Source organism: Amycolatopsis thailandensis (genome assembly GCF_002234405.1).
Lineage (GTDB): Bacteria > Actinomycetota > Actinomycetes > Mycobacteriales > Pseudonocardiaceae > Amycolatopsis > Amycolatopsis thailandensis.
Genome location: NZ_NMQT01000192.1, coordinates 1 through 14,284, shown reverse-complemented (window position 1 = coordinate 14,284; position 14,284 = coordinate 1). Strand labels below are relative to the sequence as shown.

Sequence of the window (14,284 nt, the reverse complement as noted above, 5' to 3'; positions counted from 1 at the left end):
GTCCTCTATCAGGTGGGGGACCAGGTTCGTCTGACGTCGGCGCTGCGGCAGCGGTGGCCTGCCCGGCGCCTCGGGGCCGGGTCGCCGGGTCTGCGGCGGACGGCCGTCCTGCGGTCGGGTGTCGGCGGGCGGCCAGGCCGGCGGCTGCAAGGGCGGCACCGGTTGCGGCCGGGCCTCGGCACGCGCGGGCTCCGGGCGGATCGGCTCGGGCCTGGACGTGTCGAGCCGCGGCGTCTCGGGCCGGGGCAATCGCGGCTGACGCGAGGGCAGCGGCGGTAGCGTGCCACCGGACTGTTCCTGAGGCTGGGGAGCCACCGGCATCGGCACGGGCAGTTCGGGCCGCTCCGCGGGGAACTCGGTGCGGTGGCGGGCACGACGGCCCGGGAGCAGCGGTGCGGCGTCCGGCACCTCGGTGCTCTCGGGGTCCACCTCGTCCTCCTGCTCATCAGACGGGACCGGCGCGAGCAGGTCGGTGCGGACGAGGACGATGGCCCTGGTGCCGCCGTACGCGGACTCGCGCAGGTGCACGGAGATCCCGTGCCGCGCGGCGAGGCGCGCGACCACGAACAGGCCCAGCCGTGGCTCGGCTGACAAAGCCATGATGCCGAAATCCGGCGGATCGGCCAACATCGCGTTCAGCTCGGCCGCCTGTTCCGGCTCGATGCCGAGGCCCTGGTCCTCGACCTCGATCACGACGCCCTTGCCGACCACGTTGCCCCGCAGCTCGACGCGCGACTGCGGCGGCGAGAAGGAGGTCGCGTTGTCGATCAGCTCGGCGAGCAGGTGCACGAGGTCGCCGACGACCGGACCCTGCACCGCGACCGCGGGCATCTTCGCCGTCTTCACCCTGGCGAAGTCCTCGGTCTCGGCCGAGGCGCCGCGGGTCAGCTCGGCCAGCGTCACCGGCTTGCGCCACTGACGGCCCGGTTGCCCGCCACCGAGGATGATCAGGTTTTCCGCGTTGCGGCGAGCACGGGTGGAGAGGTGGTCCAGCTGGAAGAGCGTGTCCAGCTGTTCCGGGTCCTCCTGCTTGCGCTCGGCCTGGTCGAGCACCTTGAGCTGGCGGTGCACGATGACCTGGCTGCGGTGCGCGATGTTGAGGAACACCGTCTTGGTGCCTTCACGGGTCCTGGCCTCTTCGACGGCGGCCGCGATGGCGGTCTGCTGCGCCTTGTTGAAGGCCTCGGCGACCTGGCCGATCTCGTCGTCGCCGTGGTCGAGGAAGTGACCCTTGTCGTCGAGGTCGACGGGTTCGCCCGCCCGCACCCGGTCCACCAGTTCGGGCAGCCGGATCTCGGCGACGTCGAGGGTGTCCTCGCGCAGCCGGGCCAGCCTGCCGATGAGCCGGTTGGACAGTCGCAGCGCGACGACGAACACGCCGATCGCCACCAGCAGCGCGATGGCCGCGGCGATGGCCGAGGTGATCAGCGTCCGGTCGGCCTCGTCGACCGCCTGCGTCGTGGCCGTACCACTCTGCTCGACGAAGCCGCGCATCATCGCGTCACTGACGCCGCGCGCGGCCTGGAGCCACGTCTGCTCGGGGATGGGGAGCGTGGCCTTGCTGTTCTGCAGGAAGGTGTTCTCGACCGTGTTGACGGCCTTCCACGGATCGCTCGCGACGAGTTGGTCGAACTTCGCCTTGACGTCCGGGATCATCCGCGAGACCGACGACTCCAGCTGAGAGCGGTACGAACCGACCTCGGTGATGTAGGCGCGGTAGGTCTCGTCGGTGAAGCCGCCGCCCGCGACGGCCGCGGCGGCGAGGGCGTTCGCGCGCTGCATCTGGTCGATCGCGGTGAACAGCGGGACAGCGGTGATCCGCTGGTAGGCGTTCTCGGCGTTCGGCGCGTCCTGCGCGAGACCGGTGAGGCCTTCGACGAACTGGTCGAGGATCTGGTTGTAGAAGGCGAAGGCGTCCAGCAGCGGCAGCTGGCCCGAGTCGGCCGACTGCCGGATCTGCGGCGACTTCTGGAGGAGCCCGTTGAGCGTGGCGATGTTGCGCTGCACGCTGTCCGGCGAGTCGCCGACGAACTTCTGCAAGTGGGCGGCGACGCCCTGGGCGGCCGCGTCGGTCTTGGCACGCTGCTCGACGAGCGTGGCGTGCTGCGAACGGTCACCGGCGAGCTCGCGCAGCGTCAGGCGCCGCTCTTCCTGCACCTGGACGAAGAAGGGGAGGGAAGGCGCTTCCGAGTCACGGATCCGTTGCGCGTAGTCGCGGCCGTTGACCGCGTCGGAGATCAGGTAGCCGCCGATCGCGAGACCGACGAGCATGAGCGCGATGCTCGGAATGAGCGCGATCGTCAGAACGCGCGAACGAATCGAAGAGCCGCGGCCTCGTCGAAGGGAAATCTGCTTCACCGTGGTCCGTTTTCCTTCCGGCAGTTATTGGTTTCGGGTCGCCGGGGATCTCATACCCGCGGGATCCGATAGCCGGATCAACACAGCGTGGTCCGCTCCGCCCGCGAAGACGCTAGGAGACCCAAACGGGTGAGTCAAGTCCGGACGCGAAGGGTAGTCGCGTATGGCCGTGACCAGCTGACGAGAGGCCGGTGGACCTCGAAAGTCCACCACGTGGACCTGGGGACCCCGACAAGTGACTCGCCAGTAGATCACCTGGCGGTTTATCGCAGGCAGCGGCTTGATCGACGTCCAGCGGACTCGATCAAGTAACACCTCTCGACGTTCGCGTCTCAGCCGAAAAGTCGACGAAAACTACTCGCCGTGACCTCGCTCACGCTTTCGGAGCAGGGGCCTCACATACCGTTCGGTTTGCGAACGACATCACCACGGAGCAACGCCGTCGTAACGCCGTTCGAACCACGAAATCGAGAATTTCCGAAGCTTTTCGCCGCCGTTTCGACGAAATGATCTTCCTCGCCGCGGCCCAGCTCGTCTTCGAGGAGCGCGTCCACCCTCCCGGACGCGTCGCGGAGCATCCGGACGCCCGCCCAGCACAACGTCGCCACCCCGCAGACCAGGATCACGACGAGCGCCGTCTCGACCGGATATCGCGAGCCGAATTCATTGAGCAGGAAACCGGAGACGACACCGCACACGGCGATGGCGGTATAGGTGAACGACACGATCCCCTCCTTCTCCAGGCGCCGTGGCCCGCGCCTTGCCGCTGAGACGGGCGACGCGGGTTTCCCTTACGCCACAGGGGAAGGATCTACGTCACACTCGCGGCGAGAGCGAACGTCGAGATTAACAGCGAATTCGCGAAGGATCTCTGTTTCTCCCCCACTGGGGCGAGGTGATCACCTATTTGCCACCGATTCCCGAATGAACTTCACCATTTTCGCGCGCGGGGGTGTCATGAGGGGTCCCCATAGGACGAATTCCGTCCCATGGGGACCCCTCATGACACCTACAGCAGAGAGGCAGAACGTTCGGTACGCCAAGCGCGGCCGCGCTCGGAGCTCAGCTCCGGAGGTCCCGAAGCGTCGTGACGGCGCGAAGCACCTCTCCGTAGGTGGTGTACAGCGGCGCCAACCCGAACCTCAGCACGTTGGGCGGACGGAAGTCGCAGATCACGCCGCACTCGGTCAAGGCGGCCATCGTCCTGGCCGCGTCGTCGTCGGCGACCGAGATCTGGTGCCCGCGATCGGTGCCCCGCGGGGTCGTGATCTTCGCGCCGTCGAGGAGCTCGTCCGCGCACCTGAAGAAGAAGTCGCCGAGCGCGAGCCCCTTCTCCCGCAGCGCCGCGCGATCCACCCCGTCCCAGACGTCGAGGGCCGCGTCCAGCGCGAGCAGCGAAAGGATGTCGGGCGTGCCCGCGCGGCCTCGCGCGATCCCGGCGTGCGCCTTGTACGCGCCCCGCATCGCGAACGGATCGCGGTCGCCGGCCCAGCCCGCCAGCGGCTGGTCGAACCGGTCCAGCCACTTCGTTGCCACGTAAAGGAAAGCCGGCGCGCCCGGGCCACCGTTGAGGAACTTGTAGGTGCAGCCGACGGCGAGGTCCACGCCTGTCGCGTCCACTTCGACCGGGAGCGCGCCGACGCTGTGGCAAAGGTCCCAGAGCACCAGTGCCCCGGCTCGGTGCAGCGCCTCGGTCAGCGCGGTCATGTCGTGGGCTCGCCCGGTGACGTAATCGACGTGGTTGATCAGCGCGACAGCGGTCCGCTCGCTCACCTCGTCCGGCATGTCCTCGGCGACGACCCGGCGCACCGTGTGGCCGGTCAGGCGGGCGACCTCGTCGGCGATGTAGCCATCGGTCGGGAACGTGTCCGCGTCGACGAGGATCTCGTCGCGCCCGGGGGCGATCCGGGTCGCGGCGACCAGCGCCTTGAAGAGGTTCACGCTGGTCGAATCCGCCACGACGACCTGCCCCGGCGCGGCGCCCACCAGCGGCGCGATCCGCTCGCCGACCCGTACCGGCGCCTCCCACCAGCCCTCCGACCAGGAGCGGATGAGCCGTCCGCCCCACTCCTCACGGACGACCGCGGCGATCCGTCCGGCCACGTGCTTCGGCGGCGCGCCCAGCGAGTTGCCGTCGAAATAGGCGACGTCCTCGTCGAGGTCGAATTCGTTTCGCTTGTGCGCCAAGGAATCGGCCGCGTCGAGTGCCGCGGCCTCGGCTACGAGGTCAGTCACGCCCGCCATCGTCGGCGAGTGTGTTCCAGAAGTCCAGTTCGTACGCCTGGAACAACCGCGCGTGGGTCCGGGCGTCCTTTTCGGACAGCCGCCCGGCGTCGAGCGCGGCCTGGACCGCTTCGACGGCCAGCTCTTCGAGCTCCGGCGACGGCGCGCCGAAGAAGTCGAAGAAGGCGCACGCCTCGTCGTCGAAGCCGTACCGCTCGCGCATCGCGGCGGCGATCGCGGCGCAGTACCGGCCGAAGGCGGCGAAGTTGGCGACGATCGCCACGATGACGTCCGCCGGTTCGCCGTTGAGCGCCAGCCAGGCGACGAACGCCGGATACGCCTGGCAGCCCGCGCGCGGTTCGAAGCCGGGCGACTCCTCGGCGAGAGCCGGCAGCTTGCCGAGCGCGAGCCCCTCGCCCGAGGCCAGGGTCGCGAAGAACTCCCGCGCGTTCCGCTCCTGCGACCGCGACGCGAGGTGGAGGAAGCTGCGCCAATCGCTGCGGACGATCCGGTACTCCTCCGCGGCGATCGCGGCGAAGACCTCCCGTGGCGCTTCACCCGCCTCGACGGCCGGGACGAGCCGGTTGTCGTCGTCGTGGGACGCCAGTTCCGCCTGCACCGCGTCGATCAACTCACGTGCCGAACCGGTCATCGCCGAGGTTCCTCCTTGTTCGGTGCTGACGCGCTGAAAACGGAAAAGGTGGACATTTCGCGTAGCGCAACCGTGGCCGCGATTCTCTATCCACCACTGACCAGAGCCCTTACAGTGTGCCTGATCAGGCAGCATCGAGGAGGCCAGCGTTGACCAACCAGCCGACCGTCGCCGAGCAGATCGAAGGCCAGACCATCCCCGCCCTGCTTCACCGCAACGCCCAGGAGTTCGGTGACCTGCCGGCGGTCACGTCACTCGACATCGAGGGCAAGCCGACCCTGAGCTGGCGTGAGTTCCACGCCGCCATCGCCGAGGTTTCGCGCGGGCTCGCCGGCCTCGGGGTCGGTACCCGCGACCGGGTGCTGATCATGGCGCCGAGCAGTCCCGAACACCTGATCGCCGACCTCGCCGCCGCCCATCTCGGCGCGATCCCCTGCACCGCGTACGCGACGCTCAGCCCGGAGCAGATCGGGTTCGTCGCCCGGCATAGCGCCGCCGGTGTCGTCGTACTCGCCGGTGCCGACGAACTCGCCCGCTGGTCGCAGGTCCTCGACGACCTGCCCGCGCTGCGGCACGTCGTCCTGCTCGACGCGTCCGCGATACCCGCGGACGACAAGCGGTTCCTGTCGTTCGCCGATCTGCGCGCGGCGGGCGCGGAGGCGCACGCGGCCGACCCGGCGGCGTTCGAGGCCGCGTGGTCCGCGATCGGCCCGGACGACCCGCTGTCGATGATCTACACCTCCGGCACCACCGGCGAACCCAAGGGTGTCGTGCTGTCGCACCGCAACGCGATCCACGAGGCCAACGCGGTCATGCGGCTGCACGACTCGCCGATGCACGCCACGAACATCGCGTACCTGCCGCTCGCGCACATCGCCGAACGCGAACTGTCGATCTACATGCCGATCGTGTGGGCCGGGCACGTGCACACCGTCGGCGACCCGACCGCCGTCGTCGGCGCGCTGGGCCAGGTGCACCCTTTGAGCTTCTTCGGCGTCCCGCGGGTGTGGGAAAAGATGGTCGCGGGCCTGAAGAACCTACTCGGCTCGCTGCCGGAGGACAAGCGGAACGGCCTGATCGCCGCGAACGAGCTGCTGCAACAGGGCTACAAACTGCGCAGTGACGGCAAGGAGGTCCCGCCGGAGCTCGCGGAGAAGATCGCGCAGACCGACGCCGCCGCGCTCGCGCCCGTGCGGGCGATGCTGGGCCTGGACAAGATCGAGGTCGCCTCCAGCGGTGCCGCCGCGCTGCCGGTGGAGATCCTGTACTTCATCGCCGGGCTCGGCGTCGAGATCCAGGAGGTCTGGGGACTGTCCGAGACCACCGGCGCGGTCACCTCGAACACGCCGTCGGCGTTCAAGGCGGGTTCGGTCGGCCGTCCGCTGGAAGGCGTCGAGGTCAAGGTGGCCGAGGACGGCGAACTCCTCGTCCGCGGCCCGATCGTGTTCCTCGGCTACCTGCAGGAGGACGGCTCGATCAAACCGGACGTCGACGCCGACGGCTGGCTCGCCACCGGCGACATCGGGACGATCGACGAACGCGGCTTCGTCACGATCACCGACCGCAAGAAGGAACTGATCATCACTTCGAGCGGCAAGAACATCGCCCCGACAAAGATCGAAGGACTGCTCAAGGAGCACCCGCTGATCGGGCAGGCCGTCGCGATCGGCGAGAAACGGCCGTACGTCACCGCGCTGATCGTCGTCGACGACGAGATCGCGCCGGGCTGGGCGACCGCGAACGGCATCGAACTCACCGAAGGCGAATCGCTCGCCGACAACGCGCAGGTGCGCGCGGAGATCGAGAAGGCCGTCGAGGCGGCGAACGCGCGGCTGGCGCGGATCGAGCAGATCAAGCGGTACCACGTGATCCCGAAGGCGTGGACGCCGGAAAGCGGCGAGGTGACCCCGACGCTGAAGCTGAAGCGGCGGATCATCAACGACCGGTACGCGCCGACGATCGCGGACCTCTACGCCGCTTCCGCCGCTCCGGACCCCGCCCCCGCCGCCGGTTCCTGAAGTACATGAAGGCCCCCTTCCTTGCGCCTAGGTACAGGAAGGGGGCCTTCATGTACTGGGCGGAAAGCGGTCGCGACCGGTGAGCCGACGCTGCTAACTTGCGGCCGTGGATCTCTTCTCCCGCTCTTGGGCGGCGCTGCTCGCCGCCGTCGCCGAAACCCCCGACGAAGACTTCGCCAAACCGTCCGGCTGTGCCGGGTGGCTGGTGCAGGATCTGGTGTGTCACCTGGTGATCGACGCCCAGGACGTCCTGATCACCCTCGCGACCCCCGCCGAAACCCCGCCGACACGCGACGCCGTCTCCTACTGGGAGATCGCCGACACGCCGCCCACCGGCGAGGACGATCTCGACGCGCTGATCGTGCGGCTCGCCGCCGCCTATCAGGAACCGCGGCTGCTCAAGTTCCACCTCGACGACGTCGGTTCCGCCGCGGGCCGCGCCGCCGTCCTCGCCGACCCTGCGTCGCGGGTCGCCACCCGCGACATCGTCCTGTCCGCGGGTGACTTCCTGTCCGCGTACGTCCTGGAATGGACGCTGCACCACCTCGACCTCGTCGCGCATCTGCCGCACCTCGACGGGCCCGCCGCCGACAGCCTCGCGAGGACCAGGCAGATCCTGGAAGAACGCACCGGTGAGAAGTTCCCCGAGTCGTTCTCCGACACGGACGCGCTGCTGGTCGGCACCGGACGCCGCGAAGCGACCGACGCGGAGAAGGCCGCCCTCGGCGACCTCGCCGCGAAGCTCCCCTTCGTCGTCGGCTAACGGACGACACGCGTGATCAGAGCCGTGACTCGCGTGATCAGACACGGAACTCGCGTGCTTGAAGGCGGAACTCGCGAGTTCCGGCTCCAAACACGCGTGTTACGGCTTCAAGCACGCGAGTCACGGCTTCAAGCACGCGAGTCACGGCTTCAAGCACGCGAATCAGGCGGTCCGGGTCGACTCCGTCCACTTGCGCAGCCGGGGCGGGACACGCTTTTCGAGGCCGTAGTTCTCCAGGTGAGCGCTGAAGACCTCGTCGAAAGCGCGCTGCACGGTCTCGGTGTCCCAAATCGGCCGTTCGAGGATGGGCTGCTTCAGGTACGGCTGCCCCATGACGTGCAGTTGCGGCCCGTTGCAGCGGATCATCTGGCCGGTGATGCCGTCGGATCCGGCACCGAGCAGGAAGAGGACGACCGGCGCGATCCGCGACGGCGTCCGGTCCGGCGGGCAGGACCGCAGCGACCGTTCGGACTTCCACACCATCCGGGTGTGCGCGAGCGGGCAGACCGCGTTCACCCGGATCCCGCTCTCCTCCAGGTCGAGCGCCCAGGAGTAGGTCAGCGAAGCGACGGCGCCCTTGCTGGCGGCGTACACGCCGAGCTTGCGCTGCCCGAGCGAAGCCCCGGACGAGATGTTGACGATCGAGCCCGGGGTACCCCGCGCGACCATGGCCTTGATCGCGGCGAGCCCGGTGTACATGACGCCGAGGACGTTCACCTCGACCAGTTCGCGGGCCTGGTCGACGTCGTCCTCCCACGGCAACGCCTCGTAGTTCAGGCCCGCGTTGTTGACCAGTCCGTCGATGGCGCCGAACTCGGCGAGGCAGAGGTCGACGATCTCCTGCGCCTGTTTCGGATCCGCGACGCTGTGCCCGCTGGCGACCGCTCTGCCGCCGAACCGGCGGATGTTCTCCGCCGTCCGCGCGGCCAGCTCGGCGTCGACGTCGTTGACCACGACGGCTCCGCCCGCCCGCGCCACGTGCACCGCGAACGCCTCGCCGAGGCCCCTCCCGGCCCCGGTCACGACGACGGCCTTGTCGTCGAGCAAACCGTTCATCGCCTTCACCCCTTTGGCCCCGCCGGCCTCCACCTCCAGGCCGGTCTCTACTCAGTGTTGGCCCATTCGGCCCAACCGGAACTCGGGCGGCGGTGAACGGCGTCCGGGCTGCGCCGAGCGAGGGAGGGGCGATCGGCGCGCGGATACCGGCGGGCGAGTCAGTCCGGCGTCACACGCCGGTCAGACGGCGTAGCTCGATCGGCCCAACAGGGGAAGGATTCACCGGTGTTCTGTTCGTCTCCCTGTAGCCGGAGGCATACTGAACGTTGTTCGGCGGGACGACAACTGTGACTCCCTCGTCAGCCACGTAACAAGGCAGGCAAGAATGCGAGGGAGCTAAGTTCACCCGATCGGGGGGAGGTGGTCACGGAGTGAAGACGAACGCGGCGCCGCGGATGACCGCCGCCCTGGCGAACCGCGAGTTCCGCGCGCTCTGGCTCGCCGAGGTGCAGTCCCTCATCGGGGACCAGCTCACCATCGTCGCGCTGGCGATCCTCGTCTACGACCGCACCGGCTCCGCGCTGCTCTCGGCGGTGGTCTACTCCCTGACCTTCCTGCCCGCGCTCGCCGGCGGCCTCGGCCTGTCCCAGCTGGCCGACCGGTACCCCAGACGCACCGTCCTCGTCTACTCGTCGCTGATCCAAGGGGTGCTGATCGCCGTCATGGCGATCCCCGGCACCCCGCTCCCCCTGTTGTGCGGACTGGTGGTGCTGGCCCGGCTCGCGAACGCGCCCGGCAACGCGGCGCAGAACGCGCTGACCCGCGAGGTCTTCACCGACGACGACCTCTATCTGAAGAGCCAGGACATCCGGGGGATCTCGACCAACACCGCCATGCTGCTCGGCCTGGCGGGCGGCGGGCTGCTGGTGTCACAGGTCGGCGCGAGCTGGGCACTGGCCCTGGACGCCGCGACGTTCCTGCTCAGCGCGGCCGTGGTGCGCTTCGCCGTCTCCCGGCGGGCGGCCGCGTCCGACGGGAACGGCAGCTGGTTCGGCGCGGTGAAGCAGGTCTTCGGCAACCGTCATCTGCGGGTGCTGGTCTGGTTCTCGTGGCTGGTCGGCCTGGCCGTCATCCCCGAAGGCCTCGCCGCGCCGCTCGCCGCCGAGATGGGCGTGGGGAAACAGGCCGTCGGCTGGCTACTGGCGGCGGATCCGCTGGGTTTCGTCATCGGTGCGTTCCTGCTGTCCCGGTTCGTCTCCGCGGAACAACGAAGGAAGCTGCTCGGCGTGCTGGCGGCACTGCCGATGGTCGCGCTGATCGGCTTCGCGCTCAAACCGGGGCTGATCCCGGCCTTGCTCCTGCTGGCCGCGGCGGGTGCCGCGGGGGCGTACCTGATCACGGTGAGCGCCACGTTCATCACCTGGGTGCCGAACGAGCTGCGGGGCGGCGCGGGCGGTGTCTATCGCACGGGGTTGCGGGTGGCTCAGGGAATAGGGGCGGGACTCGGCGGGCTCGCCGCCGATCGGCTCGGGGCCGCGACCTCGGCCATCGCGCTGGCAGGCGTTGTCGGCCTGCTGCTGGCCGTACTGGTCGCGCTCAGCTGGGGGCACATCAACGGATCCAGCCCGGAACCGTTGCTGTCATGAGGAATCCACACTGGACGGCCCCTGAGGCGGCACAGCCGCCCGGTGGGCTCGTACTCGGAAATCCCGACGGAACACTGCCTCGGCACCTGGTTCTTCGGTACATGGGTGAAAAGAAACGACTCTCGATCAGAAGTCACGGCTCGACATGGTCGGACACCTCCTGGGAACCTCGCTGCGAACTAATACCTTGTCCGGGCTCAGAAGTCACGGCTGGACACTATCCGTCACCCCTTCCACTCCACGTCTCGAAAAACATTCAGCTGTCAAGATCAGAAATCACGGGACACGATTGCCACCTCCGGTCCGTGTTCGCGGGCACCCTCGCCGGTGTCGAACAACTGATGCGATGGGATGATACCGGCCGTGGAATACGAACGGTGTATCAGTCGGTACCGGTGAGATTACTCAACCGTGCCCTCCGCGCGGAAAAGAGGTAGCAATTGCCAGCCGAGACCGGCGACGGCCGCCAGCACGGCGACGGCACCGGCGACCTTGACGAGCGAGCGGCGGCGGCCGCCGCGGAGAGCGGTGCACCGGTGACCGAACGCGGGCAGGCAAGCCCGGAAGGTGACCAGGCCGAACCGCCGCAGCGCCATCCGTACGATCCCAGGGCATGGGCGCTGTGGCAGCGACCGAAGCGATTCATCGCTTTCCTTTTCGCGATGGAAGCCATCGGAATCGCGATCATGGTCTTGTCGACGATGAATTCCACGAATCCGGGAAAAACAGACTGGGTTCGTTTCGCGATTCTCGCCGTCGGCGCCACGGCACATATTCAGCTCACCCAGCGACAAGAGGAAAGGCGACGTGATCGCAGCCGCACGGTCCTGATCGACCTCACCGCGGTCTGGACATTTCCGGCCGCGGTCATCCTGCCGCTTTCACTGACGCTTTCCATCATCGCGCTCGTCCGGATCCAGCATTGGTTCATCGCCCGGCGGCCCGCGCACAACTTCGTGTTCTCGTCAGTCACCCACGGCGTTTCGGTGACCTTGGCTTCGCTCACCTTCGCCGCGTTCGGACCGCATGAATGGGGACGGATTTCCGGCTGGGACACGATCGGCGAATTCGGCGTCCTGATCATCACCGGGATGGTCTTCGAAGCCGTGCAGATCGCCTACATCGGCGGCATCCTCGCGATCGGCTCACCGAAGCGGCCGTCGATGTCGACCGTGCTCGGCAACGCGGCGGACAACCTGCTGGAAGCCATCACGATCGGCCTCGGCGCGGTCACCGCGGTACTGCTGTTGATCATGCCACCGATGGTGATCGTGATGGCCGTGGTGACGGTGGTGTTCAATCGCCTCGCCGAGATCGACCAACTGCAAAACGACGCGCGGACGGACCCGAAAACCGGTGTTCTGAACATGCGCGGATGGTCGGAGTCGGCCGATCGGGCGCTCGGAAGGACCGCCCGTTCGGACGACAACCTGGCACTTCTGATGATTGATCTCGACCACTTCAAGTGGATTAACGACACTTATGGACACCCGGCGGGCGACGACGTCCTGCGCGATGTGGCACAGAAATTGGACGAGGTCACCCGGCCCGCCGACGTCATCGGCCGGTTCGGCGGCGAGGAATTCCTCGTCCTTCTCCCGGATATCGACGAAACGGCGGCGAAACTCGCCGCGGAGCGAGTGCGCAGCGCTATCGCCGAACTGCATATAGTGACTACCGACAAAAGGGGCAGCCGGGTCACCATCTCGGGCCGGACCACCTCGATCGGGGCAGCACTGTTCCCTCGTCACGGTGAATCCCTGGAAGAACTCTTGCACGCCTCCGACGCCGCCGTTTACGTCGCCAAGGAGAACGGCCGGAACCAGGTGCGGTTCGCCCAGGACGTGGAACGGACCGCTCCTCCGCCACCCGCACCAGGGGGCTGAAGGCCGGCCGCACCCGGCCCTGGTCACCCACCCGGGCGAAACCCGGGGGTTATCCGGATGTCGGCCCCGATCGGCGGATGGCACCCTGAACGGCATGCCAGCGACAGCCGAAGCCGACAGCAAGCCTGCCCGGATCCGGCGGCCCTGGTCGACCTCCGGCTGGTTGCTGCTGGTCACGGTGCTGGTGTTCGGCTTCGGCCTGATCGCGTCGCGCCCCGCCTCGCCGCCGGACCTGGGGCCACCGACGGGTGACATCCTCGCCGCGCAGAACGCGGTCGACGCGCTGGTGCGGCCGGGCCCGGTCGAGAACGTCATCGCCGAACTGCCCGCCGACTTCACCGCGGTCAGCGGGATCACCCCGGGAGTGCTGACCGCGCGCGACGGCACCGTGCGCGCCGTCCACACCGACGGCGGCTGCTCGGCGCCCTGGGGCGACGACAACACCAAGTGGGACTACGCGATCCCGTGCAAGGCCCACGACCTGGGCTACGACATCCTCCGCTACGCCGAACGCAAGGGGCACCCGCTCGGCCAGGAGGCCAGGGCGTCGCTCGACGACCGGCTCTCGGCCGACATGCACAACGCCTGCGTCATCAACCCGATGGACTCGCGCGGCACCTGCGACGTCGTCGCCTCTCTCTACACCGCCGGTCTCGTCCTCAACTCCTGGCACCAGCGCTGGGGGCCGCCGGTCGGCGACCCGCTCGGCCCGATGATCGTCGGGGTGCTGGTGATCGGCGCGCTGCTGGTGTTCCGCCTCCGCGGCTGGGTCCGCACCCGCCGGACCACCGTCACGCTCCCCCGCGAGCCGCGGCCGGTCGCCCCCGTCGGCCGGTGGGCGCTGCTCGGGGTCGCCGGGGTCGTCCTGATGCTGCTCGGTGAATCCGCCGTCGCGCTCGCGCACTGGGCGGGCGCCCCGGAGCGGTCGTTGTGGCCGTTCACCTGGCTCGCGCAGCTCTGCCCGCTGATCTTCTTCGCGGTGGGCCGGATCAACGAGGCAGGCTGGCGGTCGATCCGCGCGACGGGTGGCCGTTATCCGCAGTACCTCGCCGACCGCGCGAGCCCGCTACTGCGCCCGGCGCTGATCTTCGCCGTCGTCGCGCTGGTCGTCCCGCTCGCGCTGGAGGTGCTGGGGATCCCGACGGGGACCAACGCCACCGTCATGCGGATCGCGCTGCACCCGCTCTGGCTGCTCGGCGTCTTCCTGCTGACCGTCGTCCTCGCGCCGGCGCTGCTGGCGCTGTACCGCCGGACGCGCGCCGTCTCCGTCGCCGGCCTGCTGGCCTTGACCCTGGCGAGCGAGGTCGCGGCGCACTGGTCCGGTTCGGCCGTCCCGCGCTACGCCGAGACGTTGTTCCTCGCCTTGTTCGTCCAGCAGCTGGCGTTCGCCCACGCCGACGGCGTCCGGCTGCCGCGTGGCGTTCTCGTGGCGACGGCGTTCACCGGCGCGGCCGGGCTGGGTCTCGCGGTCGCCGTCCGCGGCGAAGGGCCGATGCTGCTCGGCGGCCCCGGCGCCCCGGCCGCGTTGTCGGGGCCGCCGTGGGGCGTGCTCCTGCCCGGCCTGGTGCAGCTCGAGCTCACAGGGCTGCCCTAGCGGCCGCTGGCCCGGCCGCGACAACGGCCCGCGGTCGCCCACGACGCCCGACACCCCACTCCAGCCCCGGTCAGCCGTCACCCTGGATCCCTCATTCCGATACTGCAACACCGTGACGCACGCAGCCTACCACGCCCTCGCTCAGCAC

Annotated in this window: 10 protein-coding genes and 1 pseudogene; 5 read left to right on the top strand and 6 right to left on the bottom strand. The window is 68.9% G+C overall.

The annotated features are described in order from the left end of the window. The 4 genes from CFP71_RS40840 to CFP71_RS40825 form a co-directional block, all read right to left on the bottom strand. The coding region (locus CFP71_RS40840) for a sensor histidine kinase (RefSeq protein ID WP_093939249.1) at window positions 1-2,358 on the bottom strand (2,358 nt) is incomplete at its 3' end. Window positions 2,359-2,753: 395 nt separating this feature from the next. Then, entirely contained in the window at window positions 2,754-3,083 is a 330-nt protein-coding gene (locus tag CFP71_RS40835) for a hypothetical protein (RefSeq protein WP_093939248.1), read from the bottom strand. Window positions 3,084-3,420: 337 nt separating this feature from the next. Then, entirely contained in the window at window positions 3,421-4,602 is a 1,182-nt protein-coding gene (gene kynU / locus CFP71_RS40830; protein WP_093939247.1) for a kynureninase, read from the bottom strand. Further along, window positions 4,586-5,233, bottom strand: a complete 648-nt coding sequence (locus CFP71_RS40825; RefSeq protein ID WP_093939251.1) for a TenA family protein — start codon at window positions 5,231-5,233, stop codon at window positions 4,586-4,588. Before CFP71_RS40825 ends, kynU begins: the two co-directional genes overlap by 17 nt. 149 nt (window positions 5,234-5,382) lie before the next feature. Here CFP71_RS40825 and CFP71_RS40820 point away from each other — a divergent pair, with 149 nt between their 5' ends. Together CFP71_RS40820 and CFP71_RS40815 are read left to right on the top strand one after the other, a co-directional pair. Beyond that, window positions 5,383-7,251 (top strand): AMP-dependent synthetase/ligase, encoded by a 1,869-nt coding sequence (locus CFP71_RS40820; protein WP_093939246.1) that lies wholly within the window; start codon window positions 5,383-5,385, stop codon window positions 7,249-7,251. A 106-nt stretch (window positions 7,252-7,357) separates the two neighbouring features. Beyond that, the gene (locus CFP71_RS40815; protein WP_093939245.1) at window positions 7,358-8,014 is read left to right on the top strand and encodes a maleylpyruvate isomerase N-terminal domain-containing protein; all 657 of its coding nucleotides are present in this window, start codon (window positions 7,358-7,360) and stop codon (window positions 8,012-8,014) included. Between the two features lie 162 nt (window positions 8,015-8,176). On the opposite strand, the gene CFP71_RS40810 is transcribed toward CFP71_RS40815, so the two are convergent. After that, window positions 8,177-9,070 carry an SDR family NAD(P)-dependent oxidoreductase gene (locus tag CFP71_RS40810; RefSeq protein ID WP_093939250.1) on the bottom strand — a complete coding sequence of 298 codons (894 nt, stop codon included), beginning with the start codon at window positions 9,068-9,070 and terminating at the stop codon, window positions 8,177-8,179. A 371-nt stretch (window positions 9,071-9,441) separates the two neighbouring features. Between CFP71_RS40810 and CFP71_RS40805 the strand changes: the two genes are divergently transcribed. After that, window positions 9,442-10,656 carry an MFS transporter gene (locus CFP71_RS40805; RefSeq protein ID WP_093939244.1) on the top strand — a complete coding sequence of 405 codons (1,215 nt, stop codon included), beginning with the start codon at window positions 9,442-9,444 and terminating at the stop codon, window positions 10,654-10,656. A gap of 401 nt (window positions 10,657-11,057) precedes the next feature. Here CFP71_RS40805 and CFP71_RS45220 read toward each other — a convergent pair whose 3' ends face one another. Continuing rightward, entirely contained in the window at window positions 11,058-11,252 is a 195-nt protein-coding gene (locus tag CFP71_RS45220) for a hypothetical protein (protein ID WP_244200021.1), read from the bottom strand. 66 nt (window positions 11,253-11,318) lie between these two features. On the opposite strand from CFP71_RS45220, the gene CFP71_RS40795 reads away from it, so the two are divergent. Then, window positions 11,319-12,542, top strand: coding sequence for a GGDEF domain-containing protein (locus CFP71_RS40795; protein ID WP_244200020.1), 1,224 nt, complete (start codon window positions 11,319-11,321; stop codon window positions 12,540-12,542). A gap of 94 nt (window positions 12,543-12,636) precedes the next feature. Further along, window positions 12,637-14,284: pseudogene (locus tag CFP71_RS40790) on the top strand (phospholipase A2); the annotation flags it as partial.